At 64.3% G+C, this 21217-nt stretch carries 20 protein-coding genes; 7 read left to right on the plus strand and 13 right to left on the minus strand.

Translation table 11 applies throughout. The features are described from left to right. Positions 1-2: 2 nt before the first annotated feature. The 5 genes from PCO31110_RS03755 to PCO31110_RS03775 all read right to left on the minus strand — a co-directional run bounded on the left by PCO31110_RS03755 (position 3) and on the right by PCO31110_RS03775 (position 5059). Entirely contained in the window at positions 3-875 is an 873-nt protein-coding gene (locus tag PCO31110_RS03755) for a branched-chain amino acid ABC transporter permease (RefSeq protein WP_036663908.1), read from the minus strand. 47 nt (positions 876-922) lie between these two features. After that, entirely contained in the window at positions 923-2119 is a 1197-nt protein-coding gene (locus PCO31110_RS03760; protein WP_010805588.1) for an ABC transporter substrate-binding protein, read from the minus strand. Positions 2120-2512: 393 nt separating this feature from the next. Then, positions 2513-3853, minus strand: coding sequence for a LysR family transcriptional regulator (locus PCO31110_RS03765; RefSeq protein ID WP_150689651.1), 1341 nt, complete (start codon positions 3851-3853; stop codon positions 2513-2515). 7 nt (positions 3854-3860) lie between these two features. Then, a complete protein-coding gene (locus PCO31110_RS03770; protein WP_150689652.1) occupies positions 3861-4220 on the minus strand; it encodes a protocatechuate 3,4-dioxygenase in 360 nt (119 codons plus the stop codon). Continuing rightward, positions 4217-5059 carry a gallate dioxygenase gene (locus PCO31110_RS03775; protein ID WP_150689653.1) on the minus strand — a complete coding sequence of 281 codons (843 nt, stop codon included), beginning with the start codon at positions 5057-5059 and terminating at the stop codon, positions 4217-4219. The genes PCO31110_RS03770 and PCO31110_RS03775 overlap by 4 nt, the downstream gene beginning before the upstream one ends. Before the next feature lie 213 nt (positions 5060-5272). Here PCO31110_RS03775 and PCO31110_RS03780 point away from each other — a divergent pair, with 213 nt between their 5' ends. The 3 genes from PCO31110_RS03780 to PCO31110_RS03790 all read left to right on the plus strand — a co-directional run bounded on the left by PCO31110_RS03780 (position 5273) and on the right by PCO31110_RS03790 (position 8031). Next, complete coding sequence (locus PCO31110_RS03780) at positions 5273-5941, plus strand: GntR family transcriptional regulator (RefSeq protein ID WP_010805592.1); 669 nt, start codon at positions 5273-5275, stop codon at positions 5939-5941. Positions 5942-6025: 84 nt separating this feature from the next. Beyond that, positions 6026-7090, plus strand: a complete 1065-nt coding sequence (locus PCO31110_RS03785; protein WP_150689654.1) for a Rieske 2Fe-2S domain-containing protein — start codon at positions 6026-6028, stop codon at positions 7088-7090. After that, positions 7087-8031 (plus strand): PDR/VanB family oxidoreductase, encoded by a 945-nt coding sequence (locus tag PCO31110_RS03790; protein ID WP_150689655.1) that lies wholly within the window; start codon positions 7087-7089, stop codon positions 8029-8031. The genes PCO31110_RS03785 and PCO31110_RS03790 overlap by 4 nt, the downstream gene beginning before the upstream one ends. 97 nt (positions 8032-8128) lie before the next feature. Here the strand turns inward: PCO31110_RS03790 and PCO31110_RS03795 are convergent, their stop codons facing one another. The 3 genes from PCO31110_RS03795 to mdlC form a co-directional block, all read right to left on the minus strand. After that, positions 8129-9514 (minus strand): MFS transporter, encoded by a 1386-nt coding sequence (locus PCO31110_RS03795; RefSeq protein ID WP_150689656.1) that lies wholly within the window; start codon positions 9512-9514, stop codon positions 8129-8131. 105 nt (positions 9515-9619) lie between these two features. Further along, entirely contained in the window at positions 9620-11089 is a 1470-nt protein-coding gene (locus tag PCO31110_RS03800; RefSeq protein WP_150689657.1) for an aldehyde dehydrogenase, read from the minus strand. A gap of 84 nt (positions 11090-11173) precedes the next feature. Then, the gene (mdlC, locus tag PCO31110_RS03805) at positions 11174-12802 is read right to left on the minus strand and encodes a benzoylformate decarboxylase (protein WP_150689658.1); all 1629 of its coding nucleotides are present in this window, start codon (positions 12800-12802) and stop codon (positions 11174-11176) included. 260 nt (positions 12803-13062) lie between these two features. Here mdlC and PCO31110_RS03810 point away from each other — a divergent pair, with 260 nt between their 5' ends. Beyond that, positions 13063-13968: a LysR family transcriptional regulator gene (locus tag PCO31110_RS03810; protein WP_150689659.1), complete on the plus strand. Its 906-nt coding sequence runs from the start codon at positions 13063-13065 to the stop codon at positions 13966-13968. Positions 13969-13983: 15 nt separating this feature from the next. Here PCO31110_RS03810 and PCO31110_RS03815 read toward each other — a convergent pair whose 3' ends face one another. Next, positions 13984-14682 (minus strand): Dph6-related ATP pyrophosphatase, encoded by a 699-nt coding sequence (locus PCO31110_RS03815; RefSeq protein ID WP_150689660.1) that lies wholly within the window; start codon positions 14680-14682, stop codon positions 13984-13986. Positions 14683-14827: 145 nt separating this feature from the next. After that, on the minus strand, positions 14828-15733 hold the full coding sequence (argB, locus tag PCO31110_RS03820; protein WP_150689661.1) for an acetylglutamate kinase: 906 nt from the start codon (positions 15731-15733) through the stop codon (positions 14828-14830). Between the two features lie 445 nt (positions 15734-16178). Here argB and PCO31110_RS03825 point away from each other — a divergent pair, with 445 nt between their 5' ends. Then, positions 16179-16439: a cysteine-rich CWC family protein gene (locus PCO31110_RS03825; RefSeq protein ID WP_246189710.1), complete on the plus strand. Its 261-nt coding sequence runs from the start codon at positions 16179-16181 to the stop codon at positions 16437-16439. Positions 16440-16469: 30 nt separating this feature from the next. Here the strand turns inward: PCO31110_RS03825 and PCO31110_RS03830 are convergent, their stop codons facing one another. Beyond that, the gene (locus PCO31110_RS03830) at positions 16470-16958 is read right to left on the minus strand and encodes a copper chaperone PCu(A)C (RefSeq protein WP_150689662.1); all 489 of its coding nucleotides are present in this window, start codon (positions 16956-16958) and stop codon (positions 16470-16472) included. A 218-nt stretch (positions 16959-17176) separates the two neighbouring features. Here PCO31110_RS03830 and PCO31110_RS03835 point away from each other — a divergent pair, with 218 nt between their 5' ends. After that, positions 17177-18445, plus strand: coding sequence for an ATP-binding protein (locus PCO31110_RS03835; RefSeq protein ID WP_010805603.1), 1269 nt, complete (start codon positions 17177-17179; stop codon positions 18443-18445). Further along, entirely contained in the window at positions 18442-18984 is a 543-nt protein-coding gene (locus PCO31110_RS03840; protein WP_010805604.1) for a response regulator transcription factor, read from the plus strand. The genes PCO31110_RS03835 and PCO31110_RS03840 overlap by 4 nt, the downstream gene beginning before the upstream one ends. Before the next feature lie 65 nt (positions 18985-19049). Here the strand turns inward: PCO31110_RS03840 and hslU are convergent, their stop codons facing one another. Both hslU and hslV read right to left on the minus strand, forming a co-directional pair. Further along, positions 19050-20408, minus strand: a complete 1359-nt coding sequence (hslU, locus tag PCO31110_RS03845) for an ATP-dependent protease ATPase subunit HslU (protein WP_150689663.1) — start codon at positions 20406-20408, stop codon at positions 19050-19052. Positions 20409-20531: 123 nt separating this feature from the next. Beyond that, positions 20532-21083: an ATP-dependent protease subunit HslV gene (gene hslV / locus PCO31110_RS03850; RefSeq protein ID WP_010805606.1), complete on the minus strand. Its 552-nt coding sequence runs from the start codon at positions 21081-21083 to the stop codon at positions 20532-20534. Positions 21084-21217: the final 134 nt, after the last annotated feature.

Raw genomic sequence — 21217 nt, forward strand, 5'->3', positions numbered from 1 at the left:
GCTCAGGCGCGGCCGACCAACCCTTGCGGGCGGATCAGCAGAATGGCCAGCACGGCCAGATAGATCATGAAGGCACCGAGTGCGGGCACGTAGTAGCGGCCCAGCGTATCGATCAGGCCCAGCAGCAGCCCTGCGTAAAGCGAGCCTCGCAGACTGCCCAGGCCGCCAGCAGCCACGACAATCAGCACCAGCACCAGATACTTCAGACCGTAGTACGGTTCGAGCGGCAGGATCTGACTGGAGAGCGCGCCCCCCAGACCCGACAGCCCGCAGCCGATGGCGAACGTGATCGAAAACACGAGCGGCACATCGATGCCGACGCAACGCGCCATGCGCGGATTGTCGACCGCGGCGCGCAGCTTCGCACCGAACGGCGTGCGCTCCAGCCCCCACCAGATACCGAGGGCCACGACTGCGCTGCACACCAGCGCGAAGATGCGATAGACGGACACCGAGAACGCACCGAAGTCCCACGTGCCGCGCAGCCCCTGCGGCACGGGAATCGTTTGCAGCTCCGTGCCGGCGAGATGCTTGGCAACCGCGCAGATGATGAACGCGAGTCCGATCGTCATGAGCAACTGCCCCAGACCGTTGGCCGTGTAGACCCAGCGATACAGCGTGCGCTCGAGCACGGCGCCCAGCACCATCGTGCCGAACACCCCGACGAGCAGTGCGACGAAGAAATCGAGCCCGGCGCGCTGCATGGCCCACAAAGTGAAATAACCGCCGATCATGGCGAAGGCGGAGTGCGCGAGGTTCACCACGCGCATGACGCCCAGCGTGACGGTGAGACCCACGGAAATGAGAAACAGCAACATCCCGTAGGCCACACCGTCGATCGACAACGACAGGAAAGTGGCAAGCGATTGCGTCATGAAGAAATTACCGAACGAACTGAACAAACTGAACGACCACGCCTGCGTTACTTGGCAGCCACCTGGGGGTGGCTCACGTGCCACGGCTCGACCACCGACTTGTAGGTCTCGATGGGCTTGTTGCCAAGCTTTCCGTCGATGGACTCCACGCGCCGGATGTAGACGTTCTGGATGATTTCGCGCGTCTTCGGATCGATCGACACCGGGCCGCGAGCGCTCGTCCAGGCATAGCCCTTCACGGCAGCAATGGCCTTCTCGCCATCCTTCTTTCCCTTCGTGGCCTTGACCATCTGCGCGATGAGCGTCATCGAGTCGTAGGCCGCCACCGAGGCAATCGACGGCAGCGCGCCCGGGCCGTACTTCGCCTTGTAGGCTTTCACAAATGCGGTGTTCTCCGGCGACGTCAGATACGGCGAGTAGTGCAGCGCGGTGATCGTGCCGAGAGCGCTGTCGCCGATGGCCGGCAGATCGGATTCCATCGTCTCCGTCGTGGCGAAGAGCTGAATACCGGCCTTGTCGAGTTCGCGCTCCTTGAAGGCTTTCACGAAGCCTGCCGACATCGGGCCCACGGGCATGAACATGAAGACGGCGTCCGGCTTTGCATCGCGCACGCGTTGCAGGTAGCTCGAGAAGTCGGTGGTGCCCAGCGGTACCTTCACTTCGACGGCCACCTTGCCACCCGCCTTCTTGAACGTCTCGCTGTAGGCGTCGATGGCGTCGTAGCCTGTGGCGAAGTCGGCCACCACGATGGCGGCGTTCTTCACGCCCTTGCTGGCGGCGTATTCCACGAGCGGCACGCTCACGGTCCACTGCGTGAAGCCCGTGCGCACGAAGTACGGCGACTTGAGCGTGACGTTGGACGTCCCCGAGTTACCAATCACGAGCGGCGTCTTGGTCTGGTTCGCCACGTCGGCCATGGCCAGCACGTTCGGCGTGTACGAGCCGCCGAACAGGTACTGCACCTGATCGCGCACCACGAGTTCCTGCGCAAGCTGGCGCGTGCGCTGCGGATTCACGCCGCCTTCGTCGCGCTCCAGGATCACGAGCTTATCGTCGCCAACCTTGTTCTTGTTTTGTTCGAGCCACAGGTTGATGCCGCGACGGTACTCCGTGCCCCACCACGACGCCGAGCCGGAGAACTGGCCCAGCACGCCGACCTTGATGTCCTCGGCGCGTGCCGAGACAGCAGTGAGTTGGAAAACGCTCGCAAGTGCTACCGCGAGCCACAGATGGCGCTTCGTCATGGTGTCGTCTCCTCGTCGGCGTCGTGCGCCGCTCCGCTTTTTGATGTGGCGCGCCGGGGGGGTTGGCGCACCTTTTCAATGTGTCCGGAACAGCTTAGGCAACCGAGAAGAACACGTCGAATGAAACTCCCGCGTCGAGCGTTGCGTTTTTCGTATATCCCCGAGATTTCCCCTACGTTATGTGACGTTTTTTGCGAGGGGAATTTCGCGCTGCGGGACGCGCGGCGCGCTCTTGGCGAAACGCCCGCCGCACAAGGCGCGGCGAGCGCTCGTCAGCGACCGTCTCGCAAACCGGAAACGGCGCGCGCGCGAAAGCGATCGGATATGCAACTCATGACGAATTCCGCGATTTTTGCCGCGCTCGCCGACAATTTCGCGAACACAGCATGCGGATTACGTCGGATGCTGCATCGTCGGCACAAGCCCGCGGAGTTCGTCGAGCAACTGCTCCGCCGCCGGCGACAGCAGACCATCGCGGCGCATAGCAACGCCGATGGCACGCCGCGCGTGGTACAGCGGCACCGGCACTACGGCCAATTCTCCCGTGCGCAACTCCGACGTGATCTGCACCGGCGAGAGCAGCGCGAGCCGGTCGCTCGACGACAACAACCCGCGCACGACCGGTGAGCTGCTCGCGTGGACCTGCGTCTGCGGCAACGGCAGCCCTTCCGCATGAAACACCCGCTCGAATACACTGCGCGCGGGCGTACACGGCAGCGGGCTCACCCAGCCGTACCCGGCGAGTTCCGCAAGCGTGGGCGTGCATCCCGAGCTCAGACACGGATGATCGGCACGCGCGACCACCGATAGATGATCTTCGAACAGCGCCTCCTGACGAATGTCCGGCGGCACGTCGTTCGCACGCAACGCGCCGACGATCAGGTCGACGTCTGCCTGACGCAACTGCCGCACGAGCGCTTCATAGGTGCCATCGACGACGGTCACGCTCAGATACGGCGACTTGTGCAGCAGGCTGTCGATGGCCTTGGGCAGCAAAAAGCCGCTAGATAGCGGCAACGCCGCCACGATCACCGTGCCTTGCTGACGGCCGCCGAACGGCGCGAGTTCGTCTTCGGCAATCGCCAGTTCGGCCAGCGCCCGTTTGACCGGGCCAAGCAACGCCTGCGCTTCGTCCGTCAGACGGGTGCCGCGCGGCGTGCGGCGAAAGAGCTTGATGCCGATGAGATCTTCAAGCTGATCGAGATTGCGCTGAATCGTCGGCTGCGAGCATTGCAGACGACTCGCTGCGAGCGGCCCGCTCCCCAACTCCGCCACGGCGATGAAGCTCGTGAGGTGCTGAGGCGCGACGACCGCCGCGAAACGGCTCGCCGCACGTGCGCCGCCATCGGCCTGCGACGCCGTGGCGGCGAACGCCTCCCGGTACCCGTTGGCCAGTTCGGCAAGCGCACGCGAAGCCCGCACCCCAAGGCGCTGGCCCGCCGCATTCGGAATCAGACCGCGCCCGCTGCGATGAAAGAGCGGGAAACCCAGTTCTGCCTCGATGTCGGAAATCGAGCGCGCAACGGCCGACTGCGAAAGATGCAGCATGCGCGCGGCGCGTGCGACCGAATCGCATTCGAGCACGGCGACCATCGCGCGCAAGCCTCGCAGCTTGCGGCACAGCAGCGCCGCCTCGTTGCTCTGCGGCGCCCGGCTCCAGGTGCCGCGTTCGTGACACGCCAGCCGGGGTGCGGCCGGCGCATGGGTCAGACTGACGGCAGCGTTGATGGACATGCCCGGCTCAGCGCATGGTCGGCACGCGGCGCGTAGCCATGAACGCTTCGAGCGTCTCGCCGCGCATGAGGGCATAGACTTCGAGATTGGTCTTGCGCACCACGCGAGCGAACTTCTCCAGCACGAAGAAATTCACGCCGTGACGCACCAGACCCAGCCAATCCTGTGCCAGCACCATCGCCTGTTCGCCGGCGCTCAGTCCGGCCGCCGTCATCGTAGCGACGGGATCGCCCAGATACGCCTCGCGATTCTCCGCGCGAATCATGTGCCAGAAGAAGCGATTGAGTTTGAGCGTGCGATTGCTCACGCGCAGATCGAACGCGTAGGTACCGGTGATCGCCTCGATCCCTTCGAGTTGCGGGTTCATGCGGCGTCCTCCTCGTAGAGCGCGACCGTCATGGCGGTGGTCGTCGCCAGGTAGTAGTTCAGATGCAGACGCCTGATGTTCGGGCCGAGCGCGCCGCGCATCGACAGCCACATGATTTGCTCGACGCTCTCGGCACCGCCACGCTCGACGTAGTCCACATGCTTGAGTTCGGTCAGCTTCTCGGGCTGGTGCTCCAGCAGTGCCAGGAATTCACGATCCCACGCTTCGTCGTTGTAACCCGTGCGCTCGCCGTGAATTTGGTGCGACAGACCGCCCGTGCCCACCACGACCACACGCAAATCTTCCGGATACGACTCGATGGCGCGGCGCACCGCCTGACCGAGGCGATAGCAACGGCGGCCCGTCGGCAACGGGTATTGCAACACGTTGATGGCAATCGGCACGACCGTGCCCGGCCAGTCCGGCTTGTGCGGCCAAAGCAACGGCAGCGGCGACGCACAACCGTGATCGATGGGCTTGTCCTGAAACACGGTGATATCGAACTCGTCGTTCACCAGCGACTCGGCAATGTGAGCCTGCAACGCCACGTCGCCCCGGATCGGCGGCAGCGGACGCAGCCCTGCGCCTTCGTCGGCAATCGGGAACGCCTCGCCCACGCCCAGCGCAAACGTCGGGTACATGTCGAAGAAAAACGTGGTGGCGTGGTCGTTGTAGAAAAACACGAGAACGTCTGCCTGCTTTTCGGCCAGCCACTTCGCTACGGGCTCGTAGCCCAGAAACAGCGGCGCCCACGCGGGGTCCTGCTGCTTGCCCTTGTCGTACGCCACGCCGATGGTCGGCACGTGCGACGTACCGATCCCCCCAATGATCTTTGCCACGCGAAGTCTCCGTCTTTTGTCTTGTGGTGCCGGGCGGCCGAATGACATCACCCGCACTTATGCAGCGCCGAGTCTATCCGGGATCCCATATGAACATAAAGCAGGGTATCTACTGATGCGTTTTGCCATTACGGGATCCCATAATGAGTAAAAGCCGGATCTGGCAGGGTCTAGAACGACCGGCAGGCATTCCGAAAAATCGAAAGGAGACGCATGCTGCATCCCACGCCGACCACGGTTCAATTGCGCGAGATGATCCTCAAGGGTGACCTCGCGCCGGGCGAACGTCTGGCCGAAGCCAAACTCGCGGAGCAACTGGGGGTCTCGCGCATGCCGGTCCGGCAAGCGCTGCCGGTGCTCGCCGAGGAAGGACTGGTGGTGCGTGCCGGGCAGCGAGGCTATGCCGTACGGGCCCACACGCGGGAGGAGAGTGTCGAGGCGCTGCATCTGCGCGGCGCCCTCGAAGGCTACGCCGCGCGCCTGCTTGCCGAAAAAGGTGCGAGTGCCGAGTTGCTCCATCAGTTGCGCGATCTGCTGGCCGAAGGCGACAGCCTGCTCGCCGGGCACACCATGACGGCCGAAGTGCAGATCGGCTACGCGTCGCTCAACGCGCGCTTTCACGATCTGCTCGTCACCGGTGCGCGCAATCCGCTGCTCGAAGGCTTCATCGCGCGCTGCAATCTGGTGCCGTTCGTCGCGCCGCGCACGGTGGCGTTCGGGCATGACGATCGCCGGCAGTATGCAGACATCATCGCGTATGCCCATCGCCAGCATCACGCCATCGTCGAGGCGATTGCCGCGCGCCAGCCCGATCGCGCCGAGTTCATGTGCCGTGAGCACATCGTCACGCAGGAACACAGCATGGGCGCGCAGTTGCTCTGACGCGCGCTCCCCGACTTCATCCCTACCATCCCCTATCAAAACGAGATCGCACCGCTCGAAGGTGCGCCAAGGAGACAAACGATCATGTTCCTCAAAAATACCTGGTACGTCGCCTGCACCCCGGACGAGTTTGCCGAGAAACCGCTGGGCCGCAAGATCTGCAACGAACCGATCGTGTTCTTCCGCGACGGGAACGGCAAGGCCGCCGCGCTGGAGGACTTCTGCCCGCATCGCGGCGCGGCGCTGTCGCTGGGCTTCGTCAAGGACGGCCACCTCGTCTGCGGCTATCACGGTCTGACGGTCGACGGCGGCGGCAAATGCACGAAGATGGTCGGCCAACGTGTCGGCGGCTTCCCGAAGACACGTTCGTTTCCCTGCGTGGAGCGTTACGGCTTCGTCTGGGTCTGGCCGGGCGACGCCGCGCTCGCCAACGCCGATGAGATTCCGCATCTGGCGTGGGCGGTGAGCGATCAGTGGGCGTATGGTGGCGGGCTGTATCACATCAAGTGCGACTATCGCCTGATGATCGATAACCTGATGGACCTGACGCACGAGACGTATGTGCACGCGACGAGCATCGGTCAGGAGGAAATCGAAGAAGCGCCACCGAAGACGACCGTCGAAGGCGACATGGTGATTACGGCGCGCCACATGGAGAACATCAAGGCGCCGCCGTTCTGGGCAAGCGCGCTGCGGGCGAACGGTCTTGACGATCAGGTGCCGTGCGACCGCTGGCAAGTCTGCCGCTTCACGCCGCCGAGCCACGTGATGATCGAAGTGGGGGTTGCGCACGCGGGTCATGGCGGTTACCACGCACCGGCCGACAAGAAGGCCGGCAGCATCGTGGTCGACTTCATCACGCCCGAGTCGGACGAATCGATCTGGTATTTCTGGGGCATGGCGCGCAACTTCAAGCCGGAAGACGCCGAACTCACCGCTGCGATCAAGCGTGGGCAGGGCGGTATCTTCGCCGAAGACCAGGACGTGCTCGAAGCCCAGCAGCGCAATCTGTCCGCGTATCCCGAGAAACCGATTCTGAAGCTCAACATCGACGCGGGCGGCGTGCAGTCGCGCAAGGTGCTCGACCGTCTGATCGATGTCGAACGCGCCGGTGGGGCCAACGTACAGCGCCTGGGGAGTGCGGCATGAAAGTCAGGCTGGCGAACAAGCGCGATGTCGCGACCGACATCTGCGAATTCGAACTGGTGAGTGTCGACGGCAGCCCGCTGCCGGCATTCACCGCAGGCGCGCATATCGACGTGCACGTGGCCGACGGACTCGTGCGTCAGTACTCGCTGTGCAACGCGCCCGGCGAGACGCATCGTTACTGTGTGGGTGTGTTGCGCGACCCGGCATCGCGAGGCGGTTCTACCGGCATGCATGCGCTCGCGGTCGGCACCACGCTGGAGATCAGCGCACCGCGCAATCACTTCCCGCTCGCCGAGCAAGCGCAGCACAGTATTCTGCTCGCCGGCGGGATCGGTGTGACGCCGATTTTGTGCATGGCCGAAGCGTTGTCCGCAGGCGATGCGTCGTTCGAAGTGCATTACTGCACCCGCGAACCCGCACGTACCGCGTTTCGCGATCGCTTCGCGCGAGACGATCTCGCGGCGAAGACGCGTCTGTACTTCGACAACGACGGCGAGCGCGCCGATCTCGACGCCATCCTTGCGCAGCCGTCCGGCGGCAAGCATCTGTATGTCTGCGGCCCGGCCGGCTTCATCGAAGCAATCCTCGCCCGCGCGGAAGCGGCGCAATGGCCGGAAGGCAATGTGCATCGCGAGTACTTCGCCGCACCGGCGCAGGCAGACACCGGCGGCGACCAGCCGTTTCAGGTGAAGCTGCATTCGAGCGGCCGTGTGATCGATGTGAAGGCCGGAGAGACCATCGTTGCGGCGCTCGCCGCTCAGGGCGTTGAAGTACAGATGTCGTGCGAGCAAGGCGTGTGCGGCACGTGCCTCACGCGCGTGATCGACGGCACGCCCGATCATCGCGACGTCTACCTGACCGACGAAGAACGCGCGGCCAACGACCAGATCCTGCCGTGCTGCTCGCGCAGCAAATCGACCATGCTGGTGCTCGATCTGTAACTCGATCGGTAACGCATCGACGCCGGCGTCGGAAGACAACAGCCCCGCTTCGCATCGCGAGCGGGGCTGTTGTCTTTTCATGGATCGCCGGACCGCGTTACAGCGTCCGGTCCTTCGTCTCACGCACAAGGAAAGTCGAGATCAGCGCCATCGCCGCGAGGACGAGGAAGTAGACGATGACCGGCCAGATCTGTCCGTGACTCCACGCCAGCAGACTCGCGGCAATCATCGGCGCCATTCCGCCGCCCAGTACCGTGCCGATCTGCTTGCCGAGCGACACGCCCGAGAAGCGCACGCGGGTGTCGAACAGTTCCGAGAAGAAGCTGCCTTCCGGGCCGAACATCATCGGATGAATCACGCCCGCACCGATCACGATGGCCATCACGACCAGCGCCGTCTCCTTGCTGCCCATCATCAGGAAGAAGGGATAGATGAAGATCGCGGTAGCGGCCAGTCCCATCAGGAACATCGGGCGGCGTCCCAGCTTGTCGGAGAGCATGCCGAACGCGGGGATCGTCAGCATCGCGAGAATGTTCGCGTACAGCACGCCGTCGGCCATCATGTTGCGTGGCAAGCCCAGCGTCTTGGTGCCGTACGACAGCGAGAAAATCGCCACCAGATAGAAGAAGCTCGTCTCGGCCAGACAGATGAAGAACGTGACGAGCGTCGGCCGCCAGTAATGCGTGACGACTTCCACGACCGGCACCTTCGCGATATCGCGATGCTGTTCTGCCGCCTTGAAGCTCGGCGATTCCTCCACCTTGAGACGCACATACGTGCCCAACGCCACCAGTAGCAGACTCACGAGGAACGGCAAACGCCAGCCCCAGGTGAGCAGATCGTCTTCCGGCAGCCGCGTGATGAGCACGATGGCGAGCGACGCGCCCACGATCGATGTCGGCCCTGCGGCCTGAATCAATCCGCCAAAGAGCCCGCGCAGGTGGGCAGGCGCACCTTCGACCGTCATCAGCAAGCCGCCGACGGATTCCCCGCCGAGCGCGAAGCCCTGCACGAAACGCAACGTCACGAGCATGATCGGCGCCCACATGCCGACCTTGTCGTACGTGGGCAGCAGACCGATCGTCGTGGTGGCCACGCCCATCAGAATCAGGGTGAACAACAGAATCGACTTCCGGCCGATGCGGTCGCCGAAGTGGCCGAACACGATGCCGCCGATGGGCCGCGCGATGAAGCCGACGGCGAAGGTAGCGAACACGGCGATCATGCCCGTCATCGGATCGAGCTGCGGGAAGAACAGCCGGTCGAACACGATGGGCGCCAGAAAGCCGTAGATGAAAAAGTCGTACCACTCGATAGCGGTACCGAAGCAACTGGCCGCCACCACTCGGCCGTAGTTTGCCGATGCGCCCGGCGTGGCTGTCGTGGCGGCAGCGCCGGTGTCGTGGGGGTGAGCCTCGCCGGCGCTGGCATGGCCGGACGTTGCACCGGCCCCCGCAGGGGCGGTTTCGTACTGTTGTGACACGGTTGTCTCCTCCGGCCGTCTGTTCCGGTCTCCCGGCTGCGGCGGTATGGTGGGTCTTGCGTGACTTCACGTGACGTCCGGGGTGTCCGGGACGTCGAGCGTCGCTCAGAACGGGTAGTGACGCGGGGTGATCTGCACTGTCATCCAGCGCAGATCGGTGAATTCGTGAACGCCGGCCTTGCCGCCGAAACGTCCCCAGCCGCTCGACTTCACGCCGCCGAACGGCATCTGTGCTTCGTCGTGCACCGTGGGGCCGTTGATGTGGCAGATGCCCGATTCGATGCGTTTGGCAACGCCCATCGCTCGCGCGATGTCGCGGCTGAAGACGGCGGACGACAGCCCGTAGGCGTTGTCGTTGGCGCACGCGATGGCCGCTTCGTCGTCTTCCACCCGCACGATGCCCTTGACCGGACCGAACGACTCTTCGCTGTAAATCTTCATGTCGGGCGTGATGTGATCGAGCAGCGTGGCAGGCATGAGCGTGGTTTCTGCGCGGCCGCCGCACAGCAGCTTCGCGCCCTTGGCGAGGGCATCGTCGATCAGCGCGTTGCAGCGCTCGACCGTCGCCATGTCGATCACCGAACCGAGCACGACCGGGCCTTCGCGCGGATCGCCCAGCGGCAGCGCACGCGCCTTGGCAGCGAGTTTTTCCACGAAGGCATCGGCAATCGACTCCGCCACGACGATGCGCTCTGTCGACATGCAAATCTGTCCGGAGTTGGCGAACGCCCCGAATGCGACGCCGTTCACGGCGGCATCGAGATCGGCATCGTCGAGGACCAGACACGGCGCCTTGCCGCCCAACTCCAGCACGGCAGGTTTGAGATGTTCTGCACACATCGTGGCGATGATGCGGCCCACGCGCGTCGAACCGGTGAAGTTCACGCGACGCACGGCGGGCTGCGCGATCAACGCTTCGACGATGGCGCCGGCGTCCTTCGGCGCGTTGGTAATGAAGTTCACTACGCCCGGCGGCAAACCAGCGTCCTCCAGCGCATCGGCAATCAGACCGTGCGTGGCCGGACACAGCTCCGACCCCTTGAAAACCACGGTGTTGCCGCAAGCCAGCGGCAACGCCAACGCACGCACGCCGAGAATGACTGGCGCGTTCCACGGCGCAATGCCGAGCACCACGCCCGCGGCCTGACGCACCCCCATCGCGAGACTGCCCGGCACATCCGACGGGATGATTTCACCAGCGATCTGCGTCGTCATCGCGGCAGCTTCGCGTAGCCCCTGCGCGGCCAGATGTACGTTAAAGCCAGCCCACAAGCCAGACGCGCCCGTCTCCGCAGCCATGGTGGCCTGAAACTGTTCGACTTTCGCTTCCAGTTGATCGGCGGCCTTCATGAGCAGCGCGCGGCGTTCGCCGGGACCAGTGTTCGACCATGCGGGAAAAGCGTCCCACGCGGCGCGCACAGCGGCGCGGGCGTCGTCGGCAGTGGCAGCGGGGGCGCGCGAGGCGACTTCGCCGTCGAGCGGATTGCGTCGCTCGAAGGTGGCGCCGTGCGTCGCGCCGACGCGCTTACCGGCGATCAGCATCGTCAGGGCTTTAGGATCTTGTTGGGTAGGCATTGGCATTCGTCTCCTTGCTCGATGGTTCGTCACGCGATGGCGAGCACGGCACTCGGGAGGACCGGCGCACGCACTCGCCGTGCATCATGCCACTACGATTTCGACGAGACGTGTCTCGCCACTCGCCATGGCTTGCGACAGCACGTCGCGCAACTCGCTTCCCTGTTCGACGCGCTGCGCGCGCACGCCCATGCCCTCGGCCAGACGCACGAAATCGAGATCGGGCAGATCGGTCCCTTGCACCGGGTCTTTCGGCCCGAAGCCGAACGACGGCGCGAAGTCCTGCAACGCGGCATAGCGGCGGTTGTTCAGAATCACGAACGTGATGGGCAACCTGGCTTGTGCTGCACTCCACAGGCCCTGAATCGAATACATCGCAGAGCCGTCGCCGATCAGACAGATGACGCGCCGTGCCGGATGCGCCATCGCCACACCGACCGCCGCAGGCATGGAGTACCCGAGGCCGCCGCTGTTCATCGTGTAGAACGTGCCCGGCAGCGTGAAGGACAGGTATTGCTGCATGACTGAACGCGCACTCGGCGCTTCTTCCACAACGATGTCGTGAGCGTCACGCACTTCGGCAAGCGTTTGCAGCGCAAAGGCAGTTGTCATACGTTCGCCCGGTGCGTTCGCCGTAGCCACTGGCGCGACGGCACGCGCGGGCGGCAATGCGCGCTCGCCAGCGATGTCGCGGGCGAGCAGCGCCTCGACGCCGAGCCGCACGTTGCCCACCACGGATGCGCCGACCGGCGTCCACGCCGCCACGCCCGGATCTTCGATCAACTGGAACAACGATGCGCCCTCGGGGACATGTGGCCCCGCGCCTTCCACGTGATATGTGAACGCCGGGGCGCCGATCACGAGAATCAGATCGTGACCGCTTAGCAAACCTACGATCTTCTCGCGCATCGGCGGCAGGAAGCCGGCGAACAGGCGGTGATCTTCGGGAAACGCACAGCGGGCACACATCGGTGCGGTGAAAACGCGAGCGTTGTGCCGTTCAGCCAGCGCAACCACGGCGTCGAACGCCCCTGCCCGGTCGATGGACGAACCGACGACGAACGCCGGACGCTCGCACGCATCGAGCGCCGCCCCCAGTTGCGCAAGCGCCACCGGATCGGGCTGCACACGTGTGCTCACCTGACGCGGCGGCAACGCCTCGGCAGGCCGATCCCAATCGTCGACCGGAATCGAAACGAAGACCGGCCCCTTCGGTTCCTGCATGGCGATGTGATACGCACGGGCGAGCGCCAGCGGCACGTCTTCGGCACGCGCCGGTTCCAGACTGAATTTGACGTACGGCTGCGGCAACTCCGTCGCCCGCACCGATGCGAGGAACGGATCGAACGGCAGAATCGAGCGCGCCTGCTGGCCGGCGGTCACGATGAGCGGCGTCTGATTCCTGTAGGCCGTGAAGATGTTGCCCATCGCGTTGCCGACACCGGCGGCCGAGTGCAGATTGATGAAGGCCGCATTGCCGGTCGCCTGTGCGTAGCCGTCGGCCATGCCGACGACCACCGCCTCCTGAAGACCCAGCACGTATTCGAAGTCGGCGGGGAAGTCGCGGAACAACGGCAACTCGGTCGAACCGGGGTTGGCAAACACCTTGGTCATGCCATGACGGCGCATCAGGTCGATGACCACCTCGCGAACGCTCAGGGCTTGAGGCGTACCGGCGCGCTGGTCCGCGCGAAGTTCTCGGCTGTCTTTCATGGATACGGTTGTCTCGTGCCGCCGTCGACGCGCGAGCGTGACGGCGTGGTTGTTGTATGGGCTCGGGCTGCGCGGCCTGACACCGGCGCGGCAAGTCGATCAATTTCAATTGCGACGAGCGATGCACACGAGTATAGGCAGCCGACATATGCACCGGAATTGCTTTTACGTACCGAAGTCATTACGCTTTTGCATGACTTTTCGATGTCGCCGCGTTGCCGTCATTGCGTTCGGCCTCCCCGCCTTCCTCTGGAGTTTCCATGAGCCTCAATCTCCAGCAATTGCGCGCCTTCACGACCATTGTCGCGACCGGCAGTCTTGGTCGGGCCGCCACGGAGCTGCACCTCACCCAGCCCGCGTTGAGCCGCACCATCAAGCGGCTTGAGACCGATCTGGGCGCGCCGTTGTTCGAGCGTCACAGCAAGGGGATGGAATTGACGGCGTTCGGGCAAGCCTTGTTACCGCACGCGATGCTGCTCGAGCGCGAGGCCGACCACGCGCGCGAAGAGATCGATGCGTTGCGCGGGCTCGCCAAAGGCGTCATCAAAGTTGGCGCCGTCGGCGCCATCGCGAGCCATGTGCTGCCGCTCGCCGTCGATCGTGTGCTCAATCGCTGGCCGAATCTGCGGGTGGAGATCATCGAAGGGGTGTGGGACCGGCTCGCGCAAGGGCTCATGCGGCACGAGATCGATCTGGCGCTCTCGACCGCCGCCCCTGATACCGAAGACATCGTCGCCATCGCCGACTGCCATTGGCAAGACGACAGCTACGTAGTGGCCGCGTGCGATCACCCGTTGCGCCAGCGCAAGACGCTTGAACTGGCCGACACGCTTTCGCAACGCTGGGCCATTCCGCCACGCGGCACCGCACCGTATGCGCATATGCAAGGCGTGTTCGCCGCACACGGGCTGGGGCTGCCGAACATCGTCGTGGAAACGCGCTCGGTGCCCGTGCTCAAGAGCATGGTCGCGCGATGCGGTTTTCTGACGTGGATGCCCGAGCCCATGTACGATGTCGAAGCGAGGGCGCAGGTGATGGATACGTTACCGATTGCGACCGTGCGCGCCACGCGCACGCTCACGGCATTTCGCCGCCGTCAGGGGATCTTGCCAAGCCCCGCGGCCAAGCTGCTCGACGAGTTGCGCCAATTGACCGCACCCGGTTGATGTCCCGCGTCCGGCTCAGTCCGGCGCGGACGCGATGTGCGCGCGGTGGTACGGCGTGCCGCCGTATTCCTTGGGGCCGTGAATCGTCTCGACCCGCTCGATGCGCCACGGCACTGGCTGCGTGAAGCGCGGGCCATCGTAGGCGAAGGTGTGGAACTCGCCGTTCTCACCGCACGCGTCGACACCTGCCGGAAGATCGGCCAGCAACGACGCATCGTATTCGCGGCCGACGAATTCCGGCCCGAGATGGCGCCCGTCCACACACACGATCACCGCGCGATAGCCCAGCGAGATGAACTCATGCGCGAGCGTCAGGCGCTCGCGCTGCCACAGCGGCAGCACGGCGGTCATGCCCGCTGCCGCACAGACTTTCTCTTCCCAATCGCGATGCGGCTGCAAATCGATGTCGCCGAACAGGCCGTGTGTGATGCCGTCAGCCCGCATCGCCTGCAATCGGGCAACGAACGCCGTCTCGTATTCGCGCCAGCCGGCATGTCCAACATCGAGCGCGATACCAAGCGCATCCGCCTGCGCCTGCATCAATTCACGCGGCAGGCCATGCGAGCGTGAGCTGTCGCCGGTGTCGTCGAACATCGCCAGCAAACGCCGCACGTCGTAATGCGGCGCGCCACTCGTGTCGCACGACAGGGCGTGATGCAGGGCAAGGCAGGAATCCTTGCCGCCACTCCAGGAGAAAAAGGCAGGTGTGGGCATGGGGTCTCGTGAGTCGGTCGATAGGTCGAATCATCGATCCATCGGAATGACGGATCGCACAAATGCAAAGCGGACCCCGCAGGGTCCGCCCTTGCGCCTTGCAGGCTGCGATGTTTCCATCGACGTGGCCCGCATGACGTCGCGCTCAGTGCGAGCGAATCATCGTGCCGAACGGCTGCTCCGTCAGAATCTCGAGCAACACCGAGTGCTCGATGCGGCCGTCAACGATGTGCACCGACTTCACGCCGCTCTTCGCAGCGTCGAGCGCCGACGAGATCTTCGGCAGCATGCCGCCCGAGATCGTGCCGTCTGCGAACAGTTCGTCGATCTCGCGCGCCGACAGATCGGTCAGCAAATTGCCTTCACGGTCCAGCACGCCCGGGATGTTGGTCATCATCACGAGCTTCTCGGCGCCCAGCACCGTGGCGAGCTTGCCCGCCACGAGGTCGGCGTTGATGTTGTACGCCTGACCGTCTTCCCCCACACCGATCGGCGAGATCACGGGAATGAAAGCGTCGTCCTGCAACGCGCGCACCACCGCCGGGTTGATCGAGTCGACTTCACCGACGAAACCGATGTCGAGGAACTGGCCCTCATGTTCGCGATCCGGCATCAGCATCTTGCGAGCGTTGATGAGACCACCGTCCTTGCCGGTGAGACCCACTGCCTGGCCGCCGTACTGGTTGATCAGCATGACGATGTCCTGCTGGACTTCGCCGCCGAGCACCCACTCGACCACTTCCATCGTCTCTTCATCGGTCACCCGCATGCCCTGGATGAACGTGCCCTGCTTGCCGATCTTCTTGAGCGCCTGATCGATTTGCGGGCCGCCGCCGTGCACCACCACCGGGTTGATGCCGACGAGCTTGAGCAGAATGACGTCGCGCGCGAAGCCCTGCTTCAGACGCTCTTCGGTCATTGCGTTGCCGCCGTATTTAATCACCACGGTCTTACCGTGGTACTTGCGGATATACGGCATCGCCTCAGCCAGCACTTCGGCTTTGAGAGCAGGTGCGATGTCGTCGATGGAAGACAGTTGCGGATCGGACATGGCGGGAAGGTTCTTCGCAGGTGGACCAGAAACACGGCGCATTGTACAACCAAGAAGCCTTTGCGTGCGGGGCTTTGACCGGTTTCGGAAGGGTCTGGGACTTGCCTCGGCCAATGCCCAAGGCGGCCTTGCGCCGAGTGTCGGACGGTAACCGCAAAAGCGGCGATTTTCGCCCGCTCAGCGGCACAGAATCGCGTGTGCGTATCACCCCTTTCACTTGGTCATGGACGCCCGTCAGTGGCCGATTTTTGCCGCATCGCCCGTCGCCCGACAATTTCGGTGCCGCAAGCGAGCGCCGAAGGCCGGCCGATGACAGCGGGCGCGCTGTTGCAGTTGTGCAACTCGTGCCGGCGAACACCCCGGCCAGACGCCCGCGCTGTGGCTTCGCCGCCGCTCAAGGCTTGGTAATCTATGGCGATGGAAAAAGAGATCGGGAATCGGGACCATGGTTGACACGAACCCTCCGGCGCCGGTCGGCATGGCGCCCGATCCGTCGCGCTGCCCCCGGTGCGGCGCCGTCGTGGCGTGCGGTGTGCTTGCGTCGGCGCCCGGCACCGCCGGCTTGCGCTGCTGGTGCCTCGATTGGCCCCATCTGCCCGCGTCGGCCCGGCTCGGTGCCGATGCCTGCCTGTGCCCTGACTGCCTTCGTGCGGCGCTCGCCGCCGCCGGTGTAGCGATCGACGGCACCGCCGCCGATCCCGGCTGAGGCTCGCTGGGCACGACATGGGCGTTGAGGTTATTGGCTGTGCGTGCCGTGTGCCATGCCGGCCATGCTGCCCGCGGCAGGCGCGCCTGCCGTCAGATCGCGCACCGGCACCTGAACCTGCTGCTCGGACTTCTTGTGATCCGCCGATTCGAAACGCAACGTCAGGGGCACGGTGTCGCCCTTCTTGAGCGCTGCCTTCAGGTCTGTGAGCATGATGTGATAGCTGCCCGGCTTGAGCTGCACCGGCTGATTGGCCGGCAGCGGCAGGCCGTTGGGCAGCGCGCGCATTTTCATCAGCGTGCCTTCGAGCTTCATTTCATGCACTTCGGCGTTCGCGGCAGCCGACGTGCTCACACCGACGAGCGTTGTCGCCTGATGCGCCTGCAACGTCATGAAAACGCCGGTCGCGGTCTGGCCGGGCACGGTACCGCGCGCCCACGCATCGGAGACATCCACCTGTGCATAGGCCGAGGCCATGCCGAAACTCAGCGCGGCAACCCCCCAAAGCTTGTGTTTCATGCAAACTCCTTTTCGTTGTCGACGGACACACATCCGCCCTGTATCGCAGGAGACGTCGCGCGACACCCTGTCGCGCGAGACGCGGACGTTCATTGTAGTCGCGCCCCGTCGTACGCGTGCACGGGCGGCGCGATGCGGCCTGCCTCCCCGTGCGGCAGAGTGTCGCAGCGCCCGGAGACGCGGGATGGCCCGTGACCCGGACTTGGTACACTTGTCGTATGACTCATTTTCCCATCGAGCGAACCAACGTCGTCCAGCTCTTCTGGCTGCGCTGCCTGGCCATCGTGGGCCAACTGGCGACGATCGGGGTCGCGCAACTCTGGCTCGGCGTGCGCCTGCCGCTCGAGCCGATGCTCACCATCGTCGCCCTCGAAGTGCTGTTCAACGTGCTCACGTGGATACGGGCGCGACGCGGCGTCGAGCGCGCCAAGCGCCACACCGATCTCGACCTGATGAGCCAGTTGCTCGTCGATCTGGCCGCGCTCACCGCGCTGCTGTTCTTCTCGGGTGGCGCGACCAATCCGTTCGTCTCGCTCTTCCTGCCGGGTCTGGCAATTGCCGCCGCCGTGCTGCCGTGGCGTAACGCCTCGCAACTGGCGTTGCTCTCGCTGGTCGCCTATGGCGCCCTGAACTTCCAGTACGTGCCGCTCGATCTGGCCGACCCAGGCAATCTGCTGCGCCTGCATCTGGCAGGGATGTGGGTCAACTTCGTGGTCAGCGTGCTCGTGATTGCGTGGTTCGTCTCCCGGATGTCCCGTGCACTGCGCGCCCGCGACGCGCAGCTCGCCCGTGCGGAACAACGGCTGTTGCGCGACGAACGCATGGCCGCACTCGGCGCTCAGGCCGCGAGCGTGGCGCACGAACTCGGCACGCCGCTCTCGACGATGGCCGTGGTCATCGGCGAACTTCGCAGCGAGAGTCTGAGCAACGCCGCGCTGAAGCCCTTCGAGCTGGATCTTCAGACACTTGAGCAGCAAATTGCGTTGTGCAAGAGCGCCATCGGCCACGTGCAGACGCGTGCCGCAGCCCCCGTACGTCAGGCGGTGGCCGAGTGGCTGCCCGCTTTCACTACGCAATGGCGCTTGCGTCATCCGCAGGTGCAGTTCCAGTTACGTGTTCCGCCGCAGATGACCGCGCGCATCGAAGACACGGTACAGGTCGGTCAGATTCTCACCATCCTGCTCGATAACGCGGCCTACTTCAGCCCGTCGTCGGTCACGCTCGACGTAAGCATCACGCCGGAAGATGCCCGCTTTACCGTCTGTGACGAAGGCCCCGGCATGACCGCCGAGTTGCGTACCCGACTGGGCACCTCCCCCGTCATGAGCACGCACGGCGGGCATGGCATGGGCCTGTATCTGGCCTTTGCCAGTGCGCAGCGTCTCGGCGGCGACATCGTCCTCACCCCCAACACGCCGCAAGGCACGCGCGCCGAGCTGCGCCTGCCGATGGCCACCTTCTTCTTCGGCTCGCGGAGTCAGACATGAACGCCTCGCATTTCCTTCTCATCGACGACGATGTCGTCTTCGCCGAAACGCTGGCCCGCGCGTTGACCCGTCGCGGCTACGACGTGCAGATAGCGGCCGACGGCGCCGCAGCGCTGCTCGCGGCGCGCACGCGTCAGTTCGATCTGATCTCGGTCGACCTGCATCTGGGCCACGACTCGGGCCTGCCGCTCATCGCCCCGCTGCGCGCATTGCAACCGAAAGCCCGCATGCTGGTGCTCACGGGTTACGCGAGCATCGCGACGGCGGTGCAAGCCGTCAAGGACGGCGCCGACAACTATCTCGCCAAGCCGGCCAATGCGGACACGATCCTCGCATCGCTGCGCAGCGATGCGAGTGAGACCCAGGCCGACGAAGCCTTCGAAAATCCCTCGCCGCTGTCGGTCGCGCGTCTCGAGTGGGAGCATATTCAACGCGTGCTCTCCGAACACAACGGCAACATCTCGGCCACGGCACGCGCGCTGAACATGCATCGCCGCACGTTGCAGCGCAAGCTGCTGAAGCGGCCGGTGAAGCAGTAACGCTCGCGTCGCCGTCAGACAAAAAAAAAGGCCCCTCGCGGGGCCTTTTTCACATCACTTCGATCTCACAGCACGTAGCGCGACAGATCTTCGTTCTGCGCCACTTCTTCGAGGAAGCGATTGACGTACTCGGCGTTGATCGACACCACCTCGCTCGCCTGCTTGCCGGCGTTGTACGAAATGTCTTCGAGCAGCTTCTCGATGACGGTGTACAGACGTCGCGCACCGATGTTTTCCGTCTTCTCGTTGACCGAGAACGCGATTTCCGCGAGACGCTTGATGCCGTCCGGCGCGAATTCGAGATGCACGTCTTCGGTCGCGAGCAACGCCTGATACTGCTTGACGAGGCTGGCATCCGTTTGCGTGAGAATCGCTTCGAAATCTCCGACCGAGAGCGATTCGAGTTCGACGCGGATCGGGAAGCGGCCTTGCAGTTCCGGAATCAGATCGCTCGGCTTGGCCAGATGGAACGCACCGCTCGCAATGAACAGGATGTGATCCGTCTTGATCATGCCGAACTTCGTGCTCACGGTCGTGCCTTCGACGAGCGGCAACAGATCGCGCTGCACGCCCTGACGCGACACGTCGCCGCCGCCCACTTCGCTGCGCGTGGCGATCTTGTCGATTTCGTCGAGGAACACGATGCCGTTCTGCTCGACGTTACGCAGGGCCAGTTGCTTGACCTCTTCGTCGTTGAGCATCTTCGACGCTTCTTCGTCGGTCAGCACCTTGAGCGCGTCCTTGATCTTGAGCTTCTGGCGCTTCTTGCGCTGATTGCCCAGATTCGCAAACATGCCCTTGATCTGCTCGGTCATCTCTTCCATTCCCGGCGGGCCCATGATCTCCATGCCCTGTGCCGGAACTTCCACTTCCAGTTCGACTTCCTTGTCGTCGAGCTGACCCTCGCGAAGACGCTTGCGGAAGGTCTGACGCGTGATGTTGTCTTCCGCGCTCGGCTCAGCCTCATGCGACGCCGAACCGAAACGGATATCGCGCGACGATTCGCGTCCGGTCGGCAGCAGCAGATCGAGAATGCGGTCCTCGGCGCGATCTTCGGCCTTGGTACGCACTTTCTTCATTTCGGCTTCCCGCGTCTGCTTGATCGCGATTTCCGCGAGGTCGCGCACGATGCTGTCGACGTCGCGGCCCACGTAGCCGACTTCGGTGAACTTGGTCGCCTCGACCTTGATGAACGGCGCGTCGGCCAACTTGGCCAGACGGCGGGCGATCTCGGTCTTGCCGACACCGGTCGGACCGATCATCAGAATGTTCTTCGGCGTAATTTCCTGACGCAGGGGCTCAGCCACCTGCTGACGGCGCCAACGGTTGCGCAAGGCCACCGCAACGGCCTTCTTGGCCTTCTGCTGGCCGATGATGTGTTTGTCGAGTTCGGAAACGATCTCGGAGGGGGTCATATGGGTCATGACGTTCGCCAAATTAGGGGTTCGCACAGAGGGTGACGCCCGGCCGGCCAGCTGTCGTTCAGCCGCCGGCCGGCAGGTCGCGCCGCAGGAGTCCACCTGCTGCGGCGCGCGCGTCGTCCGTCGTCACTTCGCTGCCTTCGGCGGCAGCGTTTCGATAATGTGGTTGTCGTTCGTGTAGATGCACATCTCGCCGGCGATCGTCAGCGCTTTCTTGACGATCTCGCCCGGCGTCAGATCGGTGTTCTCGATCAGCGCGCGGGCCGCAGCCTGTGCATACGATCCGCCCGAACCGATGGCAGCCACGCCGCCCTCCGGATCGAGCACATCGCCATTGCCGGTAATGACCAACGTGGTCTCGGCGTCGGCGACGATCATCATCGCTTCGAGCCGACGCAGCATGCGGTCGGTACGCCAGTCCTTGGCGAGTTCGACGGCCGAGCGCGTCAGATGCCCCTGATGCTTCTGAAGCTTCGCCTCGAAGCGGTCGAGCAGCGAGAAGGCGTCCGCCGTTGCCCCAGCGAAGCCGACCATGACCTTACCGTCATAAATCGTGCGCACCTTGCGTGCGGTGCCCTTCATCACGATGTTGCCGAGCGTGACCTGGCCGTCGCCGCCGAGCGCGACCTGATCGCCGCGCCGAACGGAGACGATGGTGGTGCCGTGATATTGCTCCATGCCTGTTCCTTTTCGGGGGGCGACACTCGCCCCGTAACGATTGGCCCGGACGCCTGACACGTCCTCACGACTGTGACGACGCACCCGACCGGGCGAGACGTGACTGTAGTTTAGGGCAATCGAAAGAATATCAA

It is taken from the genome of Pandoraea communis (genome assembly GCF_902459745.1).
Taxonomy (GTDB): Bacteria; Pseudomonadota; Gammaproteobacteria; order Burkholderiales; family Burkholderiaceae; genus Pandoraea; species Pandoraea communis.